This is a genomic window from Clostridium sp. DSM 17811 (assembly GCF_018861905.1).
Classification (GTDB): domain Bacteria; phylum Bacillota; class Clostridia; order Clostridiales; family Clostridiaceae; genus Clostridium_AD; species Clostridium_AD frigoriphilum.
In genome coordinates this window covers 1-20529 of sequence record NZ_JAHLDU010000039.1, presented here as the reverse complement: position 1 = coordinate 20529, position 20529 = coordinate 1, and the positions used below count along the sequence as shown (strand labels likewise).

Below are 20529 nucleotides of genomic sequence, written 5' to 3'. Positions count from 1 at the left end.
TATAATTTAAAGTGATAAATCTAATAGCAACATGATTTTACTCTACTGGTATTAGTAAGTCTTTCTCAACTATATGATTAATTAACCATTCATTTAAGAAAGTTAGTATTTTCATTATAGCTTCATCTTGATTATTATCAATATCATTTAAATTAACCTCATCTATTTTTTTAATAAAAAATGCATGGTCTATTTTTTGTGTAAATAATCTTTTATAATTTATGCTAATCATATACTCTTCTTCAGCGTTAAAATGATATATTGTATATGCTTTTAATTCTTCAATTACCGCTACTATTTTATCATATTTATCTGTATCGTATTTATCTATTAATAATTGGTAAGCTCTTTCCCCTATTTCAAAGAGTTTTTCATGCTCCTCATTTATTTTAGGAATTTTTGTCATGTATTTTTCCTTCATCTCAAACATTAATTAATTTCCCCCTTCAAATTTGATAATACAACTTGTCTTTCACACTAAAATTAAATTCATATATCTATATTACTTTGTTTTAATTTATTTTACAAGAATAATTTCCCTAATATTCTATTTATATACCATTGTTTTTTATTCTACATTACCTCATTAAAGCATATTACTTTTTCTCTATTTCACCTTTCAAAAAAGCTCTTCTCCTACGGTACTCAATAATAGGCATATCTCCTTGAATAAGATTTTCATTCATTGTCAGTTCAGATTTTATAGGAGTTTGAGTTAAAACAATCCTCCTATCTTGATGAAGTATATATTTATTACTAAAAGTACTCATTCCATTAACTATTTGTTTTAATATAGGTACTTTCATGAATTTTTGATAAAATCTAAGATAAATCTGAGTATGATTCTCATCAATAGGTGCGAATATTGCAACTATTCTAATATCCTTACTAATAATATTTTGCCAAATATTTGGCATTTGTAACTGAAGACTAAATAATTTTTTATAGTTCTTTATTTCATTTGGTTTTAGAGGTTTGGCATTTCCGTCATCCACTACATTGTTTACATAAAAAGTCATTAAATTTTCTTCCCATTTAACAACAGGACCATTTACTAAGGTTTTATTTCCTCTACCTATGGAAGATGTATGAACAAACGGTAAATGAACAACATCTAATTGATTTTCAATTGCTCTCGTGTAATTAACTGGCCACATCTCTGAAAAACCTCCATAAGAAAAGCCTTCGCGTAGTTCTTTGAAGAAAGGAATTTCTGGCATATTATCTAAGATTTCTCCGTACCATAACCAAATCAGACCATATTTTTCTTCTACTAAGTAAGATTGAACCTTATACCTTTCTGGAACAGGTGTATTTTTGCCATTAGCCGGTATTAAAGTTACTTTTCCAGAAGAATCATATTCAAATCCATGAAAAGGACACATCATTTTATCGTGAATTACTTTACCCGCACTTATTGCTGCCCCTCTGTGGCAACACTTATCAAAAATACAATTGACTTTACCACTTTCACTTCTCCAAAGAACTAGTTTTTCACCCATCCTTGTTACACCAATTGATTTTTTACTTTTTACCTCTTTTGATTCCAATATTCCATACCATTGATTATTAATCATATTTAGCAGTCCTTTCGTAATTCTATTCATTGCTTTGACTTAAGTATTTTACCTAACTTTTGCTATTCTCAATTTATATTATTTTATTTACCATATAATTATCACATTAATACTTTTTGTTTTCAAACAATTATTATTAATTAAATACTATCATGTTTAATTAACTTAATAAAGATATTTTAAATTAATTAAATTATAAATTATTAGTTGACAAGCGTTAATTAACACTGTATTATATTAAATAATATCAATGAGCAGAAATAGTAGATAAGGGAATTTAGTTTAAGCGAACCTGGATTAGTGAAAGCTGGGTACTGTAGCCGTTATTGAATGGGTCTGTGAGATGTGATGCGAACTAGTAGTAGCATTAACCGGGGTGTCTACCGTTACATGGACAGGGCAATCGAGAAATCTGTGCCTGATAAAGATAATTATTTAGGTGGTATAACGAAATTTTGCATTTCGTCCTTTAGTGGGATGAAGTGTTTTTATTTTTTTATAACTAAATAACTAATATGGGTGGCACCGCGGTCACTTCGTCCCATTATACGGATGAAGTGTTTTTTGTTGTACAAAAAAATAAAGGGGTGGTTATAATATGGTTAATTTAACTCAGAAAGAATTTGAAGATAAAAAATCTTTAAACGTAATTTTTCCAATGTTTATTAAAATTAATGGTGATGAACTTACACCAGTGAATATTTACTACAAACTAAAAGGTAAATACAAATTTTTACTAGAAAGCGCTTCATCTTCAAAAGAGGAATCAAGGTATTCCTTTCTTGGCAGTAGTCCCTATATGATATTAAGCAGCTACGGTAAAAATATAACGATAACAAAAGAAAATGAAGTTAAAAATAAAACAGGTAAGATATTAGATTTTGCAGAGGGTCACTTACTTAAGCAATACGATAGGAATGATTTAGAACTGCCTTTCATTGGAGGTGCAATCGGATATATTGGTTATGATGTAGTACGGCAATATGAGAATTTACCCGATAATAATCCAGACGAATTAAATTTACCAGAGACATGTTTACTTTTTTATAAAGAATTTATATGCTTTGATCATTTTAAAAATACATTAATGCTAATTCATAATGTGTTTCCAGAGGAAGATGAAGATTATGATACTGTTTTAAATAAGCTAAATATTATGAAATCAATGGTAAGTTGCGAGAACGTACATCATAAATTAATTGAAAATTCACAAAATAAAGAATTGATTTCTAATTATAAAAAAGAGGATTTTTGTAAACTTGTTAATAAAGCAAAAGATTATATAACATCAGGTGATATTTTTCAAGTAGTCTTATCTCAAAGATTTAAGGTTAAAAATAGCATAGATCCCTTTGAAGTATATAGGAAACTACGACGTAGCAACCCGTCCCCTTATATGTTTTATATAGATTTTGAAGATTTTAAGTTAGCTGGTGCATCACCTGAGAGTTTGGTTAAAGTTAAAGGTAACGTGGTAATGACTAATCCCATTGCCGGTTCAAGACCAAGAGGTAAGACCCCAAAAGAAGATGAGTTATTAAAAGAAGAATTGTTGAATGACGAGAAAGAACTAGCAGAACATTTAATGTTAGTTGATCTTGGTAGAAATGATATAGGAAAAATAAGTGAATTTGGATCTGTAAAGCTAGATAAATTTATGGAGGTCGAAGCCTTCTCTCACATAATGCACATATGTTCAAAGGTGTCAGGCACTTTAAAAAATGAATTAAATTGTTTTGATGCACTTAAGTCTTGTTTACCTGTAGGAACAGTCTCTGGGGCCCCTAAGATAAGAGCAATGGAGATAATTGATGAACTAGAGAATACAAGACGTGGTATATATTCAGGCGCCATTGGTTATTTTTCATATGGTGGTGACATGGACACTTGCATAGCCATAAGAACAATAGTATTTAAAGATAATTTTGCTTATGTTCAAGGTGGTGCAGGAATAGTTTATGACTCTGTTCCAGAGACAGAATATACCGAAACCTTGAATAAAACTATGGCTTTAATGGAGGTATTGTAATGATTCTAATAATTGATAATTACGATTCCTTTACTTATAATTTATATCAGTATGTAGGAGAATTGTATAAAGACGTAAAAGTTTTAAGAAATGATGAATTTACTATAGAAGAATTAAAAAAACTACCGCTAGAAGGCCTTATTATTTCTCCTGGACCAGGCAGACCAGAAAATGCAGGCTTAAGTGTTGAAGTAATAAGAGCTTTTGAAGGCACTACACCTATTATGGGCATTTGTTTAGGACATCAAGCTATAGGCTATGCCTATGGCTCAAAAGTTATAAAGGCACCGGAAATAATGCATGGGAAAACCTCTATTATTAGCCATAATAGAAAAGGATTGTTTAATGGTTTAAAAGACAATCTAAAAATAATGAGATATCATTCTTTAATTGTTGAGAAATCTACCTTGTCAAAAGATTTAGAAATTACTGCCCAAACAAAAGATGGATTAATAATGGCAATAAAGCATAATAATTTCCAGACATATGGGCTACAGTTTCATCCCGAATCTATATTTAGTGAAGGAGGAAAAGAAATAATTAAAAATTTCGTGGAGGTGATTTGTAATGTTAAAGATGGTGTTAAATAAAATTATACAAAATCAAAATTTAACGCAGAAAGAAGCTTATGATTTTATGAATGGGATAATGAAGGGAGAAGCAACTCAGGCCCAAATAGGAGGATTTCTTGTTGGGTTGAGGATGAAAGGTGAGACAATTGAGGAAATTACAGGTTGTGCAAAAGCTATGAGGGATAATGCAAAACATGTAAATCTAATTAGCGATTATGCTATTGACACCTGTGGCACTGGTGGTGACGGAGGTAAAACTTTTAATATATCTACTGCCTGCGCTATAATAACATCTGCTGGCGGAGTAAAAGTTGCTAAACATGGTAATCGTGCAGTCTCTAGTCAAAGCGGAAGTGCAGATGTACTCACCGAGCTTGGGATCAATATAAATATAGACCCAAGCCTTGCTGCAAACTTAATTGAGGAAAAAGGTATGGCTTTTCTATTTGCTCAAAACTACCACTCAGCTATGAAAAATGCAGCATTACCAAGGCGTGAAATAGGAACTAGAACTATTTTTAATATTTTAGGACCATTAACAAATCCAGCTTTTGTCCGTGGACAGACTCTTGGTATTTTCAGTAAAGACCTAACGAATCCAGTTGCCAAGGTTTTAAGAAATCTTGGATCAGAGAGAGCTCTTGTAGTTCATGGCGAGGATGGGCTTGATGAAATAACCACTACAGGTTTTACTTATGTCAGCGAATTAAAAAATGGAATTGTAACTGATTATAAAATATATCCAGAGGATTTTGGTATTAAAAGAACAATCCTTAAGAATATTGTTGGAGGCAGCGCCAAAGATAATGCAGGTATTATTCTAAATGTTTTAAAAGGAGAAAAAGGACCTCAAAGAGATATTGTAGTAATAAACACAGCTGCAGCCTTATATATTGGCAAAAAATCTGAAACTATAAAAGAAGGAGCATCACTCGCTAAAGAATTAATTGACTCAGGTAAAGCTCTAAGGAAGCTTGAGGAGCTAAGATTATCATGAATATATTAGATGAAATAGTCAAAAATAAAACACTTCAAATTGAAAATGAAAAAATTCAAAAACCATTAGAAAGTTTAACTAATATAGAGCACAGAGCAATAAGAGATTTTGGGGAAGCGCTTAATAAAAATGGCCTATCTATTATAGCTGAAGTTAAAAAAGCTTCTCCATCTAAGGGCCTTATTGATCCATGTTTTGACCCTATTAAGACTGCTTTAAACTATGAAAAATATGGTGTCGACGCTATATCAGTTCTAACTGAAAAAAAGTATTTCTTAGGAGATGATAAAAATGTTCTTTTGGTTAAAGAAAATACATCCATGCCCATATTAAGGAAAGATTTTATTATAGATAAATATCAAATATACCAATCTGTTGCCCTTGGTGCTGATGCTATTTTACTAATCGCTGCTGTTCTTAAGGATAAACTTAAATCTTATTTTGAACTTGCAACCTCTTTAGGTCTTCATTGTTTGATAGAGGTTCATAATAGTTTTGAAGTAGAACTTGCCCTTGAATGTGGCTCAAAAATAATAGGTGTAAACAATAGAGATTTAAGTAATTTCAATGTTGATATTCACACTACTGAGAAACTAATGAAGTATATACCAAATGATAAAATTGTAGTGTCTGAGAGCGGAATAAGTTCAATAAGTGATGTTTTGTATTTAAAATCAATCGGAACAAGCGCAGTACTTATCGGGGAATCATTTATGAGAAACCCCGATAGTGTTGAAACCTTCCTTAATGCCTGCCATGACTAAAATTAAAATTTGCGGAATAAGAAGACATTGCGACATAGAGTATCTTAATGATTTGCTACCAGAATATGTTGGATTTGTTTTTGCTAAAAGCAAACGGCAAGTAGACTGCGAGCATGCATGTAAATTAATGGAAAATTTGAGTAAAGGCATTCAAAGAGTTGGAGTTTTTGTTGATGAAGATCCTTCAGTTGTGATAGATATTGCAGAAAAATTACATCTTGATGTTCTCCAGTTTCATGGCCATGAGAACCAAGAATATATAAATAAGTTTAAAGGATATGAAATTTGGAAAGCGCTTAAAATTAATAATCTTGAAAGTATTTCCGAAATAAGCCACTACAAATGTGCAAAATTTCTTTTAGATAATAGCACTTCTGGTTCCGGAGAAAGCTTTAATTGGAACCTTGCTTATAAAAAAGTTGATGGGAACACAATAATGCTAGCTGGTGGATTAACTAGTGAAAATGTTAAACAAGGGATTACAACATTAAATCCTTATGGAGTTGATGTATCAAGTGGTGTAGAAACAGATGGATTTAAAGATTATGAAAAAATAAAACAATTTATTAAGAAAGTGAGGAATTTATAATGAAAGGTAGATTTGGAGAATACGGTGGTCAATATGCCCCAGAAACAGTAATGAATGCAATTATAATACTAGAGGAAGAATATGAAAAAGCTAAAGTGGATCCTGATTTCATAGCTAAATACAAATATTATCTTAAGAACTATGCTGGTCGTGAAACTCCATTATATTATGCTGAGCATCTCACAAAAAAGTTGGGTGGGGCAAAAATATATTTAAAGAGAGAAGATTTAAATCATACAGGAGCTCATAAAATTAATAATGCACTAGGACAGATACTACTTGCAATAAGAATGGGAAAAAAACGAATAATAGCCGAAACCGGCGCAGGCCAACATGGGGTTGCAACTGCTACTGTAGCTGCAATGTTCGGACTTGAGTGTGAAGTATTCATGGGCGAGGAAGATATACAAAGACAATCTCTAAATGTATTTAAAATGAAGATGTTAGGAGCTAAGGTTACCTCAGTTACTACTGGCACAGGTACCTTAAAAGATGCTGTTAATGAAGCTATGAAAAATTGGGTCAGTAATGTGGAAGATACTTTTTATGTTATAGGATCTACCATGGGATTACATCCATATCCAACAATGGTTCGTGACTTCCAAAGGGTTATTGGAGATGAAGCTAGAAGGCAGATATTAGATTCCGAGGATAGATTACCTGATTATATAATAGCATGCGTTGGTGGAGGGAGTAATGCTATGGGCATATTCTACCCTTTCATCGAAGATAAGGCTGTAAAACTTATTGGAGTTGAAGCAGCAGGCAAAGGACTAAATACAGATCAACATGCCGCAACTATCACTAAGGGCACTGTAGGTATAATTCATGGAATGAAAACCTATGTGCTTCAGGATGAGGACGGTCAAATAATGCCTGTTTATTCAATATCCGCAGGTCTTGATTATCCTGGAATAGGACCGGAACATGCTCATCTTCATGACATACATCGTGCTCAATATTTTAGTGCTACAGATGACGAGGCCGTAAATGCATTTATGGAACTTACAAAAATTGAAGGAATAATTCCTGCTATAGAGAGTTCTCATGCAGTTGCCTATGCAATGAAACTAGCACCAACACTTCCAAAAGATAAAATAATTATTATTAATCTTTCAGGACGTGGCGACAAAGATATAAATACAATTGCGCAAATTATGGGGGTAAAGTTATGAATAGAATAGTTGAGAAATTTAATTATCTTAAATCAAAAAACGAAAAAGCATTTATACCTTTTATAACTGGTGGAGATCCAGATTTAGATACAACCTTAGAATTAGTTCTAACTCTTGAAAAAGCTGGTGCTGATATAATAGAGATTGGAGTTCCATATTCTGATCCTATGGCAGATGGACCAGTAATACAGGCATCCTCTACTAGGTCATTAGCTCATGGAACTAAAATAAAATCTATTATGGAAAAGGTTCACGAGATAAGAGAAAAGACGCAAATTCCACTAGTATATCTACTTTATTATAATTCAATATTTAAATATGGTGATGTTGCGTTTTTTAAGAAATGCAAGGAAGTTGGTATTGATGGATTGATAATTCCAGATCTTCCACTGGAGGAGCGGGCTGAAGTAATAAAAATCGCAGATAAATATGATGTATGCATAATACCAATGGTTGCTCCAACATCGAAATCCAGAATAAAAGCTATAACTAATCTTGGAAAAGGTTTTGTATATTGTGTCTCTGTAAACGGGGTTACAGGCACAAGACAAAAACTTAATACAGACATTAAGGAGTATATGGATTTAGTTTCTACGTACACAGATATGCCTAAAGGACTTGGTTTTGGAATATCAAATGCTGAAATGGCAAAAGCATACGCCCCTTATTGTGAAGCCATTATTGTTGGAAGTGCAATAATTAAGTTAGTTGCTGAGGGTGGCCCCCGAAAGGAAATATTAAAAAGAGTATACGATTTTGCACTAGGTATAAAAAATGCAATAAATTAAACAAGATGTAATCCATATAGCCTTCCTTCCAGGAAGTCTCACGAGAATTTTATAATGGCAAAATAAGAATTTCTAAATCAAATTACAATGTTCCTGCACTTCTTATTTCTAGTAACTATGGAGAAATTTCATACTTTCATGCAATCATTCAAAATATAAAGTCACATAGAAATCATTATTAATTAAACATAATGGTTTCTATGTGACTAATTTATCCTGTATTTTTTAGAAATTCATGTTATTTTGCCTGTAATTTTGTATATATTTGTATAATGCTATTTACTACATCGTTTATTTCACTAATATTCATTACCTCATAATCGCAATACTTTTTATAAAGTGGTCCTCTCTCATCAAACAATTTAGATATTCTACCTGGATCCTTTGCAAGTAAGGGGCGCCCCTCAATATTTATATCAGATACTATATTTTCAATTGGACGATTGATGTAAATAATAATGCCATTTTTCTTAAGATTTAATATATTTTCATATCTTTTAATTACTCCACCACCAGTTGAAATAACTACATGCTTTTTTTTCGATAAGTCCCTAACTGCAATAGATTCTATATCTCTAAATATATCTTCACCATTTTTAAATATTTCAGTAATTGAACTGCTTGTACTAGATTCAATAAAAAAATCTACATCTATGAAGTCCATCTCTATTCTCTTTGCAAGTATTTCTCCAATTTCACTTTTACCACAACCGGGCATTCCAATCAGAACTATATTTTTCATATTCTATTTCTCTACTCCTCTACCTAATTCTTCATAAATTTCATCAATTATTTCCTTTGGAATTTTAATATTATTCCATATTTCCTGAGCACAAGTTGCCTGACCAACAAGCATATAAAGACCATTAACTGCTTTTAAACCCGCCTCTGTCGCATACTTTAGAAATAGAGTTTCTTTAGGGTTGTAGATCATATCCACGGCACTTGTAAATTTACCAATATATTTTTTTTCAATAGGTGAATTGTTTATGTTAGGGTACATTCCAAGTGGTGTACAGTTTATCGCAATGCTCGGCTCTTTAATTTCCTGAATTTCATCATAAGAAATCACTCTGCAAGAGTTAAAGCTACTATTCTCCTTAAGCTTTGATACATTTCTTGTCACTACAGTAATTTCACTAATTCCATTATTTAGAAGATAGTTCACCATAGTAACCGCTACCCCACCATTACCGAATATCGTTGCTTTTTTATTTTTCACTTTTATATCATTTTTATTAAATAACATTCCAATTCCAAAGTAATCTGTATTATACCCAATAGTTTTACCATTTTCAAACTTTATTGTGTTTACAGCTCCTATTGCTTTTGCCTCAACACTAACCTCATCAAGGAGTTCCATAACTTTAATTTTATATGGAATGGTTACATTAATACCCCTCGGTTTAATAACCTTAAACCCTTCCATAGCAGCTTTAAGATCTTTTTTTTCTACTTCAAACAAATGATAATAACCCTTCATTCCTAATTTATTAAAGATTTTTGAATGTATTTGCGGTGAAACACTATGTAATAATTTTTCTCCAAGTAGACCATATAATTCTGACATAACTTCCCCTCATCTCTTTAATATCAGTTATTAAATATTGATTATCTCACTTCTATAATTACCCAATATCTTAAAATAACGACTATTCTTTTTTATTAAATCAATTGCATTTATAATTTTATTTTCGTTAATATTTCCCTGGAAATCAATGTAAAAAAAATATTCCCATGGTTTATCTTTGATTGGTCTAGATTCAATTTTCATAAGATTTATATCGTTTTCTGCAAAATGCTTTAAGACATGATACAGCGAACCTGCCTTGTGGGTAGTTGATAAAACTAAACTTGTTTTATTGCTTTTCGTATTTAACTCCATCTCTTTGCCAATGACAACAAATCTAGTCATATTTGTTGCATTTGAATTTACATTCTTTTGTAGTATTTCAAGATCATATGTCTCTGCAGCCTTAGTGCTAGCTATCGCAGCCAAAGTTTTGTCCTGTCTATCTTTAACTAATTCTGCGCTTGTTGCCGTACTCTTATAAGGAACTAGCTTCCACTGCTTATATCCTTTTAAAAATTCCATGCTTTGCTCAAGTCCTTGCGGATGTGAATAAACCTCTTTAATATCATCTAAGTTTGAACCTTTAATTCCCATTAAATTCTGACTTATTTTCAGATATTTTTCTCCAGTTATATAAAAATCATATTTATTAAGAAGGTCATAAACCTCAGATATTGCACCAGTCGAAGAATTCTCTATAGGAATAACTCCATAATTTATTTTTCCATATTTAAGATCTAAAAATATATCTTCAAACTCACTTATTTCTTTTGTGTCCACCTTTTCTCCAAAATACTCTTTTAATGCCTGTTCGCTAAATGATCCTGTAACACCATAAAAACCAACAATCAAGTTTTTATCAATAGGTAAAACTTGACTTTTATTTAAAGTTTTATTTTGAAAACCTCTACTTATTTCCATAACTGATTTAAAAAACTCTTCTACCTCTGAGTATAAATCCTTATTTTTAACAATGTCTAAATTTTTCTTTATAACTGCTTCTTCACGTCCTTGATTTAAAATGGCAATATCATTTGCCTTCTTATACTCAGCTACCTTTAAAACTGTTTCCATACGCTTTTCAAATAATGATACAAGACTAGCGTCAATTTCATCAATTTTATTTCTTAAATTATCTAAATTATCCATTATAACACCTCCTATATAAAATCTAAAATACTCATTGCTGCGCAAGCTTCAATTACCGGTAGTGCCCTTAAAACTATACAAGGATCATGTCTACCTATAACTGATATTTCTGAATTTTCACCAGTTGCCATATCAATAGTATTTTGAGTTTTTGCAATTGAAGGTGTAGGTTTCATTGCAACTCTAAAAATCACAGGCATTCCATTAGATATTCCCCCATTTATTCCACCATTGTTGTTTGTTTTAGTAAGTACCTTTTCTTCAGATATATAAGGAACATCATTAGCCTTGCTTCCTCTGATTTTTGTTATTTCAAATCCCATTCCAAATTCTACACCCTTTACTGCAGGTACAGAAAATAACAATTGTGCTAAATTACTTTCTAGCGAATCAAAGAATGGTTCTCCTAGTCCACAAGGCAGATTTAATATAGAGCCTTCGATTATCCCTCCAACTGAATCTGTTTCTTCCTTAGCTTTTAATATAATATTCTTCATTTCTTTCCCTTTTAAATCATCAAGCACAGGAAAATCTTTTCTTAGAACATCTGCTAACGTCTGTATTTTTAAATTAACACCATCAAAATAGTTGTCAAACACATTCCCAATACTTAAAATATGACTTCCTATTACAATTCCCTTATCAAAAAGTATTTGTTTTGCTACTGCCCCTGCAAAAACAAGTGGCGCTGTAATTCTTCCTGAGAAATGACCTCCACCTCTGTAATCATTAAAACCTGAATACTTAACTTTTCCGGTGAAATCTGCATGACCTGGCCTTGCTAAATTTTTTAACTTGTCATAATCTTTTGAATTTTGATTTTCGTTAAAAATAACGCCACAAAGAGGTGTCCCTGTGGTATAGCCATTAAAATATCCACTTAATATTTCAACTTTATCTCCCTCGAATCTTTTAGTTGAAAATTCATCACGTCCTGGTGCCCTTCTTTGCATTTCACCATTAATAAAATCCATATCAAGCTTAATGCCTGGTGGTAATCCATCAATGGTTATGCCTATCCCTCTCCCATGAGATTCTCCAAATATAGAATACTTAACTTTTTTACCCCATTGTCCGCTCATTAACTTTCCCTCCTAAACTCTTAAAATCTTCATAAAACTCTGGGTAAGATTTTTTAACTGCTCCGCTGTCCTCAATTGTAAGCTCCTCAGTGCATCTAATTGAAGCAATAGCCATAGCCATAGCTATTCTATGATCATTCCAACTGCTTACAATTCCGCCGCAAAGACATGTCTTCCCATGAATTATCAGTGAATCCTCTTTTTCTATAACCTCTGCTCCAATTTTATTTAGCTCTGTTGCCATAGCCTTTAATCTATCAGATTCCTTTATTCTAACTCTACTGGCATTAATAATCTCCGTTGTTCCCTCACTTAATGCAGCAAGAACAGCAACTATTGGTACAAGGTCAGGACATTGAGATGCATCAACAATAGTTCCTTTTAAATTTGATTTTGATGCCTTTAGAATACCATCTTTAATAGTAATATTTCCGCCCATGTTTTTAATTATATCCACTATTACTTTATCGCCTTGAAGCGATTCCATATTTAAATCCATGCATTCAACTTCTCCGCCTAATACACCTGCAGCTAAATAAAATGCAGCTTGAGAAAAATCACCTTCAACTCTGTAATCTGTCCTATTATATTGTTGATTACCCTTTATCTTAAATTCTCTATAATTGTTATTTTCTACTTTTACTCCAAATTTAGAAAGTACATCTAAAGTTAAATCTATATATCCAATAGATTCCATTTTAGTAGTAATCTTAATTATTGAATCACCATCTAATAAAGGAAGTGAATAAATAAGTCCAGTAATAAACTGAGAACTTACATCCCCTCTAAGTTCGAAAACACCAGGTTCAAGGCTTCCTTCTACCGTTAATGGCAGATTACCGTTATTTGTAGTGTACTTTATGTTCTGCTTATCAAAAATATCATAATATGGTTTAAGCGTTCTTTGTACTAGTTTAGACTTACCATTAAATACTATTTTTTCTCCAGTCAGCATCGCTATAGGAATTAAGAACCTTAAAGTTGATCCACTTTCATTACATTGTAGTTCATTACTTAGATCTTCACTAAGTTTAAATGTAGGCTTACCTTTTCCACATACTTTAATGTTACTTGGTAATCTCTTAATATCAACTCCAAGTTTCTCCATTATTTCGCAAGTAGCTATTATATCCTCAGACATACTAATATTATCAATAGAACATTCTCCATTACTGAGTCCCGCTGCTATAACTGCTCTATGAGATAATGATTTTGACGGTGGAATTTTCACTTTTCCATTTAAATAAGAAGGTTTAATTATAACTGATTTCATTTTTTAGCACCCCAATTCAATATAATAAATCATTTTATGATTTTATGAAGATAATTTTCTATCTTAGTTTTATCAATTTTTTCAATAAAACTATTTCCGATGGATTCTATTAATATTAAATTCATGGATCCCCCAATATTTTTTTTATCATGACTAATAGTTTCAATTATAGCTTGAGTTCTTATTTCAGGCAACTCCCATGGCAAATTATACTTAATTAAGATATCTTTTATAGCAATAGATGTCCCTATCTTAGTTAATCCTAGTTCTTCTCCGAGTTTAGTTATAGAATACATACCCATTGCTACTGCCTCTCCATGTGAATACTTCGTAAAATTAAAGAACTGCTCAATTGCGTGCCCAATGGTATGACCATAATTTAATAACATTCTTTCTCCTGTATCCTTCTCATCTAATTCAACAATATTTGCTTTAATAGAGCAACAAGTAAATATAATTTTATCTATTTGACTCAAAAGTGCTTCTTTATTTTCATATTTCATTAAAGTATTAAATAACTCACTATCTTTGATAGCCCCATATTTTATAACTTCACCCATACCATCATTTAAATACTTATCATTAAGTGTTCTAAGAAGTAACGGATCAATAAAAACTGCCTTAGGCATATAAAAACTTCCCACTAGATTCTTCCCACGCGGCAAATCTACTGCCACCTTCCCACCTACACTACTATCCACCTGTGCAAGTAGTGTAGTTGGAATTTGTATAAGGGAAATGCCCCTTAAGAAAGTTGAGGCTGCAAAACCAGCCATATCGCCAACCACTCCACCACCTAATGCAATAATAATATCTCCTCTATTTATCTTAAAATCTAAAAGTTTATCATAAACCTCGAGTAGTGTTTTAAATGACTTGCTTTCTTCTCCTGCTTTTACCACAATTTTAAAAGTTTCAAAACCTGACTCTTTTAATGAGTTAATGGTCTTTTGCCCATAAAACTCATCAACATTAGAATCTGTTACAACAGCTATTCTACTTCCTTTATATATCTTCTTAATTTCTACTCCAATCTCACCTAACAATCCATTTTTAATATATATTGGATAACTTCCGCTGGAAGCCTTAACTTCTATATTATGCACCTTTAACAATCTCCTCTCTCTTCTTTGTTGCATCCTCAAACCTTTTTTTAAGAAAAACATCATCATTATTTATTATTGCAGTTTTTATTTCTTTTATGTTTTTTTCAAAGTCTTCAATCTTACTAATTATATTTTCTTTATTATATAATAGTAATTCAGGCCATAATTCACCATTTATAGTAGCAACTCTAGTCGTGTCCCTAAAGCTTCCTCCAATAAACTTGGATGTACCTTTAATTAAACTATTACAATCGATTAACGAAACAGCTATAATATGTGGTAACTGACTCGTATAAGAAATTATATCATCATGCTCTTTCGGGGTAAGATACACTACTCTTTTGCAACCCATACCTTTAGCAATAGTCCCTACTAAATTTATATTTTCTTCTTTGTTTCCATTAATCGGGGTTATAATGTAATTTGCATTTTTAAACATATCCTTTGATGCAGCCTTAAGCCCTGATTCTTCTTTTCCTGCCATAGGATGTCCACCTATAAAATCTAAATCTTTCCTAAGTACAGGCATAATTTCATGTATTAAATTGCTCTTAATTCCAGCAGTATCAGTAATAACTGCACCACTTTTAAATAAATCCATATTGCTTTTTACAAAATTTATAGTCTTTTGAGGATAAACTGCAAGTATAACAATATCTGAATTACTAAGCGGTATTTCTGGACTTAAATATCCTTTATCAATGATATTCATTTCCTCCGCCGCTCTTAGCGTTTTTTCATCAATGTCAATAGCCCAAATATGTTTAGGATTTAATTTTCTTAGTGCCATGGCAAAGGAACCCCCTATAAGTCCTAAGCCTACAATTGTAATATTAAAGTCAGTACAATCCAATTTTATCACCTCTTAAACTATTTTATTTTGTGTTTTTGCAATTACTCTTATAGAATCCATAAGGGCTTCGAATTTCTCAGGTTTTAAAGATTGAGGGCCATCGCTAAGTGCATTAGCAGGATCATAGTGAACCTCAATTTCAAGACCATCTGCACCAACTGCTATAGCGGCTTTTGCAAGTGGTTCTACTAACCACCATTTTCCAGCAGCATGACTTGGATCTACTATAACTGGTAAATGACTAAGTTTCTTAAGTACAGGAATTGCACTTAAATCTAAAGTATTTCTTGTAAAAGTTTCAAATGTCCTAATTCCTCTTTCGCATAAAACTACTTTTTCATTCCCCTCAGACATTATGTACTCAGCTGACATAAGTAGCTCTTCAATAGTTGCGCTCATACCTCTTTTTAATAAAATAGTTTTATTACATCTTCCTACTTCCTTTAAAAGATCGAAATTTTGCATATTCCTAGCACCAATTTGTAGAACATCAGCATATTGAGATATTTTATCAACAAGTTCAACACTCATAACTTCGGTTACTATTGGAAGTCCTGTTATTTTTTTAGCCTCTAATAATATTTTTAGTCCTTCTTCTTCCATTCCTTGAAAACTGTATGGTGAAGTTCTCGGTTTGTAAGCCCCTCCTCTTAGAAAATTAGCTCCTGCTCTTTTTACATCTTTTGCAATATGTATTAATTGCTCTTCACTTTCAACAGCACAAGGCCCAGCTATTATCGTTAGTTCTTTTCCACCAATTGTTAGCTCATCCACCTTTATTAGTGAATCATCTGGATGAAATAATCTATTACCTCTTTTGTAAGGCGCCTGAACTCTCATAACCTTATCAACACACTCTACTGCTTCAATTTGACTTTCGTTTATTGTAGTTGTATCTCCAACGAGACCTAAAACACAATGACTTTCTCCCTTAGAAACATGAACCATAAATCCTAATTCCTCTAATTTTTTCTTCATAGCCAAAATTTGATCCTCTTGTGCATTTGCTTTCATTACGATTACCATATAAAACGCCTCCTAAAATATTACTTTAAATTAGTTTAAAAAATATACTCAACTTATAATTTGTTATATAGAATTATAAAAAAAAGGAAGCCCCATTATAATGGTACCTTCTTTTTTAAAAGATGGAACCCCTATAATGAGTCTTCCTTGCGTACAGACTTAGTTTACTTTCTATAATTCAGCATAAGCCGGTATTATAGTTTTATTTCTAAACTCATTATTTAAAGAAATCTTATATATTTTTTTGCACAAAAAGTAACCAATGCTAAAATAACGATAGCCCCAGCTAAAATAAAAATATACTTTTTTAGTGATTTCTTTAATAATGATATTTTTCATAATAATACCTCACAAATTTATAATTAGTACCTGTAAATTCTTTAATGTTTAAATATTATAACAAACGGGAGTATTTGTCAAGGATTTGCCTTTAAATTCTTAATATTCTAAACATAAGATTTTATCCTATAGTTGTCAGGAAGATGGCTTGTATCATTTAATGTAATTATTTTAGGACTTAGTTCATTATTGAAAATTATTTTACATACAGATGTATTTCCTAAAACTATTTTATGATACATAGTCATTTTAAGGTCAAAGATACCTAGTAGCCCAGCTTTAATAATTCCACCGTGAGCTACTATTATAATTTTTTTTCCTGGATGTTTAGTTGCTATATTTAAGATTGCCTCCTTAGCCCGTATGCTTGCAATTTTAAGACTTATCTCTCCACCACACATAGGTCCGTTAAGTTCATCAGTTCTCCATAAAATTAATTCTTTTGGGAAGTTTGTTTCAACTTCCTTAATGGTAAGACCTTCCCACTCTCCAAAATCTATTTCTGTTATACCTGGTTCAATTATAGGTATAATATCACTACCTTTGGATATAATTTCTGCTGTTTCACGTGCTCTCTTTAAAGGACTTGTATAAATATAATCAAATTTGTTTTGAAATCTTTCATTTAAATATTGAGCTTGAAGTATTCCTTCATTTGATAAAATAATATCTTTACACCCTTGGAATTTTCCTAGAACATTCCAGTTGGTTTCACCATGTCTTACTAATGTTATTGTTGTATTCAATATTATTCACTTCCTATTATTAGTTATTAGTTTTTTCATAATATAATAAAATATTATATAGTACATACCAAACGTACAAAATATACTAAGCTGTGATACCTTTAGTTCCAAACCTTGGTTGTATAAAAGGAATTTTAGTTTTTTGATAAACAATTATATCAGAAGCAATCTTTAACTCTTTTAAAATAAATACTTTGACACCCTTATACTCATAAATATCATAATCTTCTTTATCTAACACTTCAGTCTCAAATAAAACCTTCGTTTTAAGTGTTTTAATGTTAGTATGACAATTCGAACAATCACACTCTACAGATGTATTTTCAACGCTTACAACAAAACATAATTTTTTACCCTGAACATAATTTAAAGCCTTATCATCAATTTCTAACATGATTTAACGTCTCCTAACCTAGTATAATTAATAACAACTATATCATATTATTGATATAGTTGTTATTAATTATATTTCAACCTATATATTTTGAATTTGCTATTATTTTTTTGTGCTTTATATTTAAACTATTCCTCTGATAAACCCCATAATTCTTGTTTTGATGTCGAAATAGCCATTGCCCCTGCACCAATTGCCTGCATTATATCCTTCTTAGTTTGAATTAAGCCCCCTGCTATAATTGGTACTCGCACTTCGTTTTCCATATTTTTAATAATATTACTTGCAATTCCGGGTAAAAGTTCTACAGCATCTGGGAGAATTGATTGTATATTTCGTATTCCTGTCTCGAGTGACAAAGAGTCTAATACAAATATTCTTTGAATAACGCAAAGCCCTAATTTCTTTCCGTTTTTTATATTAGTTGGCCTTGTGCTTATTATTCCATATGGATCTCCACATTGTTTTATAAAGAGCAGTCCTGCATAATCACCCTTTATTCCTTCTATTAAATCAACATGAATAAATACTACTTTACCAGCTTCTTTAAGCCTCTCACATACTTGCTTAATATTCATTATGCTTCCATATAAGACAAACACAATAAGAACTTTACTAAGAATTACTTTTTCCAAATCTTTATCATTTCGTATTGCTGCAATAACCGGATTTTCTATTAACATTTGTTCTAAATTCACCAATGATATTTCCTCCAAAAAATTTATTTAAAACCATAATTTACGTTACCTTAAATCGTATTTCAATTGTAGTCATAGTTATTTTATTATGCTCAGTCTATCACAATATTATTTTTCATTCAAGAATTTTATATTATTATGTTATCGTTTAGAATTTACATGTTTTTTTAGTATTTCCCCTTGTAATCGTCTAATTAATATGATAATATGTAATTAAATAAGTAAAGGCGGAGAAAAGAGAGCCTTGATCTATGGGCATGTTATGTCCATTAATCAAGGTTCTCTTTTTATTTGCATTTAGGAGGTTAAATGATGTTTGATGTAACTATTATTGGCGCAGGTGTTATAGGCTGCTCAATATCAAGAGAGTTATCTAAATATAATGTAAAAACTTGTGTAGTTGAAAGATCTAGTGATGTTGCTTCTGGTACAACAAAAGCAAATAGTGCAATTGTACATGGTGGTTATGATGCTAAGCCAAGTACTTTGAAAGGAAAATTAAACGCAAAAGGTAATGCAATGTTTACGGACCTTGCAAAGGAATTAGATTTCCCATTTAAGAGGAATGGTTCTTTGGTTCTGTGTTTCGATAAGAAGAATATGCCTGATCTTGAACTTTTACTAGAACAAGGTAAAGTAAATGGAGTCCCTAATTTAGTTATTCTTGATGGTGACCAGGTTAGAGAAATGGAACCAAATGTAACAAAGCATTGTGTTGGTGCACTTTATGCTCCAAACGGAGGAATAGTTTGTCCTTACGAAATGACTATTGCACTAGCTGAAAATTCATATAATAACGGTGTGGAATTTAAATTTGAAACTAACGTTGAAAATATAGAAAAAAACTCAAATGGATATATTATTAAAACTAATAAAGGCGATATTGAAACAAAAATGATAATAAATGCCGCCGGTTTATTTTCAGGCGAAATGAATAATATGGTTAGCAAGAACAAAATCAATATAATACCAAGACGAGGTGAATATGTTTTATTTGACAGAACTGCTGGATCTCTAATAAAAAATACTATTTTTCAACTTCCAACTAAACTTGGAAAAGGAGTTCTAGTTACACCAACTGTTGATGGTAATCTGCTAATTGGACCTAATGCAGTTGATTTAGAAGACAAAGCAGATTTGGATACAACTCGTGATGGTATTGATGATATTATTAAAAAATCTCAATTAAGCATTGAAATGCCATTCCCTATGAATATGGTTATAACTTCTTTCGCAGGAAATAGAGCTCATACTGAAACAGATGATTTTATTATTGAAGAAGCATCTGATGCTAAAAACTTTATCAATGTAGCATCAATAGCATCCCCAGGATTAAGTAGTGCTCCAAGTATAGCTTTAATGGTAGTTGATATGGTAACAAATAAATTAAATCCAGGAAAAAACTTAAAATTTAATCCAATAAGAAAAGGTATAAGAAAATTCAGAGAAATGTCTAATGAAGAGCGAAAAGCAATCATTAAAGAAATACCTGAATATGGAACAGTTATTTGTAGATGCGAAACTGTAACCGAAGGCGAGATTATAGACGCTATAAGAAGACCTTTAGGAGCAAGAACACTTGATGGAGTTAAGCTTCGTACAAGAGCTGGAATGGGCAGATGCCAATCAGGTTTTTGTTCAACAAAAGTTGTAGACATTCTAGCTAAAGAACTTAATATACCTCGCTCCGAAGTTACAAAATCAGGTGGAAATTCTATTTTACTAACCGGAACGAATAAACAATCTTTATAAATTGGAGGAATAAATATGCAAGAATATGATTTAATCATAATTGGTGG

22 protein-coding genes and 1 other annotated feature are annotated in these 20529 nt (G+C 31.5%); of the genes, 8 read left to right on the top strand and 14 right to left on the bottom strand.

The features are described from left to right. Window positions 1-37 precede the first annotated feature (37 nt). Both KPL44_RS22990 and KPL44_RS22985 read right to left on the bottom strand, forming a co-directional pair. The gene (locus KPL44_RS22990) at window positions 38-430 is read right to left on the bottom strand and encodes a bacteriohemerythrin (RefSeq protein WP_216255364.1); all 393 of its coding nucleotides are present in this window, start codon (window positions 428-430) and stop codon (window positions 38-40) included. A 166-nt stretch (window positions 431-596) separates the two neighbouring features. Then, window positions 597-1607: an aromatic ring-hydroxylating oxygenase subunit alpha gene (locus KPL44_RS22985; RefSeq protein ID WP_253201919.1), complete on the bottom strand. Its 1011-nt coding sequence runs from the start codon at window positions 1605-1607 to the stop codon at window positions 597-599. 211 nt (window positions 1608-1818) lie between these two features. Further along, window positions 1819-2124, top strand: a binding site (T-box leader). 51 nt (window positions 2125-2175) lie between these two features. Here KPL44_RS22985 and trpE point away from each other — a divergent pair. Genes trpE through trpA form a run of 7 tightly spaced genes read left to right on the top strand, consistent with a single transcriptional unit; the run spans window position 2176 to window position 8491 of the window. Continuing rightward, entirely contained in the window at window positions 2176-3606 is a 1431-nt protein-coding gene (trpE, locus tag KPL44_RS22980; protein WP_216255362.1) for an anthranilate synthase component I, read from the top strand. Continuing rightward, window positions 3606-4196 (top strand): anthranilate synthase component II, encoded by a 591-nt coding sequence (locus tag KPL44_RS22975; RefSeq protein ID WP_216255360.1) that lies wholly within the window; start codon window positions 3606-3608, stop codon window positions 4194-4196. Before trpE ends, KPL44_RS22975 begins: the two co-directional genes overlap by 1 nt. Next, window positions 4174-5175, top strand: coding sequence for an anthranilate phosphoribosyltransferase (gene trpD, locus KPL44_RS22970; RefSeq protein ID WP_216255358.1), 1002 nt, complete (start codon window positions 4174-4176; stop codon window positions 5173-5175). The genes KPL44_RS22975 and trpD overlap by 23 nt, the downstream gene beginning before the upstream one ends. Beyond that, a complete protein-coding gene (gene trpC / locus KPL44_RS22965; RefSeq protein ID WP_216255357.1) occupies window positions 5172-5939 on the top strand; it encodes an indole-3-glycerol phosphate synthase TrpC in 768 nt (255 codons plus the stop codon). Before trpD ends, trpC begins: the two co-directional genes overlap by 4 nt. Continuing rightward, on the top strand, window positions 5932-6528 hold the full coding sequence (locus KPL44_RS22960) for a phosphoribosylanthranilate isomerase (RefSeq protein ID WP_216255355.1): 597 nt from the start codon (window positions 5932-5934) through the stop codon (window positions 6526-6528). Before trpC ends, KPL44_RS22960 begins: the two co-directional genes overlap by 8 nt. Beyond that, entirely contained in the window at window positions 6528-7703 is a 1176-nt protein-coding gene (gene trpB, locus KPL44_RS22955; protein WP_216255353.1) for a tryptophan synthase subunit beta, read from the top strand. Before KPL44_RS22960 ends, trpB begins: the two co-directional genes overlap by 1 nt. Beyond that, window positions 7700-8491 carry a tryptophan synthase subunit alpha gene (trpA, locus tag KPL44_RS22950; protein ID WP_216255351.1) on the top strand — a complete coding sequence of 264 codons (792 nt, stop codon included), beginning with the start codon at window positions 7700-7702 and terminating at the stop codon, window positions 8489-8491. Before trpB ends, trpA begins: the two co-directional genes overlap by 4 nt. Before the next feature lie 238 nt (window positions 8492-8729). Here the strand turns inward: trpA and KPL44_RS22945 are convergent, their stop codons facing one another. From KPL44_RS22945 to KPL44_RS22890, 12 genes are all read right to left on the bottom strand, one after another. Next, on the bottom strand, window positions 8730-9233 hold the full coding sequence (locus tag KPL44_RS22945; RefSeq protein ID WP_216255349.1) for a shikimate kinase: 504 nt from the start codon (window positions 9231-9233) through the stop codon (window positions 8730-8732). A 3-nt stretch (window positions 9234-9236) separates the two neighbouring features. Then, window positions 9237-10061, bottom strand: coding sequence for a shikimate dehydrogenase (gene aroE / locus KPL44_RS22940; protein WP_216255347.1), 825 nt, complete (start codon window positions 10059-10061; stop codon window positions 9237-9239). Between the two features lie 30 nt (window positions 10062-10091). Continuing rightward, window positions 10092-11213, bottom strand: a complete 1122-nt coding sequence (pheA, locus tag KPL44_RS22935) for a prephenate dehydratase (protein ID WP_216255345.1) — start codon at window positions 11211-11213, stop codon at window positions 10092-10094. 11 nt (window positions 11214-11224) lie between these two features. Further along, window positions 11225-12295, bottom strand: a complete 1071-nt coding sequence (gene aroC / locus KPL44_RS22930; protein ID WP_216255342.1) for a chorismate synthase — start codon at window positions 12293-12295, stop codon at window positions 11225-11227. Next, window positions 12276-13568: a 3-phosphoshikimate 1-carboxyvinyltransferase gene (gene aroA, locus KPL44_RS22925; RefSeq protein WP_216255340.1), complete on the bottom strand. Its 1293-nt coding sequence runs from the start codon at window positions 13566-13568 to the stop codon at window positions 12276-12278. The genes aroC and aroA overlap by 20 nt, the downstream gene beginning before the upstream one ends. A 29-nt stretch (window positions 13569-13597) precedes the next feature. Beyond that, window positions 13598-14674: a 3-dehydroquinate synthase gene (gene aroB / locus KPL44_RS22920; RefSeq protein WP_216255339.1), complete on the bottom strand. Its 1077-nt coding sequence runs from the start codon at window positions 14672-14674 to the stop codon at window positions 13598-13600. Continuing rightward, window positions 14667-15527, bottom strand: a complete 861-nt coding sequence (locus KPL44_RS22915) for a prephenate dehydrogenase (protein ID WP_216255337.1) — start codon at window positions 15525-15527, stop codon at window positions 14667-14669. The genes aroB and KPL44_RS22915 overlap by 8 nt, the downstream gene beginning before the upstream one ends. Before the next feature lie 12 nt (window positions 15528-15539). Beyond that, window positions 15540-16553: a 3-deoxy-7-phosphoheptulonate synthase gene (gene aroF / locus KPL44_RS22910; RefSeq protein WP_216255335.1), complete on the bottom strand. Its 1014-nt coding sequence runs from the start codon at window positions 16551-16553 to the stop codon at window positions 15540-15542. 171 nt (window positions 16554-16724) lie between these two features. Then, entirely contained in the window at window positions 16725-16892 is a 168-nt protein-coding gene (locus KPL44_RS22905) for a hypothetical protein (RefSeq protein ID WP_162855523.1), read from the bottom strand. A gap of 107 nt (window positions 16893-16999) precedes the next feature. Further along, window positions 17000-17638 carry a histidine phosphatase family protein gene (locus tag KPL44_RS22900; protein ID WP_216255333.1) on the bottom strand — a complete coding sequence of 213 codons (639 nt, stop codon included), beginning with the start codon at window positions 17636-17638 and terminating at the stop codon, window positions 17000-17002. Window positions 17639-17723: 85 nt separating this feature from the next. Then, a complete protein-coding gene (locus KPL44_RS22895) occupies window positions 17724-18032 on the bottom strand; it encodes a hypothetical protein (RefSeq protein ID WP_216255332.1) in 309 nt (102 codons plus the stop codon). Between the two features lie 128 nt (window positions 18033-18160). Next, window positions 18161-18730, bottom strand: coding sequence for a glycerol-3-phosphate responsive antiterminator (locus tag KPL44_RS22890; RefSeq protein WP_216255377.1), 570 nt, complete (start codon window positions 18728-18730; stop codon window positions 18161-18163). Between the two features lie 312 nt (window positions 18731-19042). Between KPL44_RS22890 and KPL44_RS22885 the strand changes: the two genes are divergently transcribed. Further along, on the top strand, window positions 19043-20482 hold the full coding sequence (locus KPL44_RS22885; protein ID WP_216255374.1) for an NAD(P)/FAD-dependent oxidoreductase: 1440 nt from the start codon (window positions 19043-19045) through the stop codon (window positions 20480-20482). Window positions 20483-20529 lie beyond the last annotated feature (47 nt).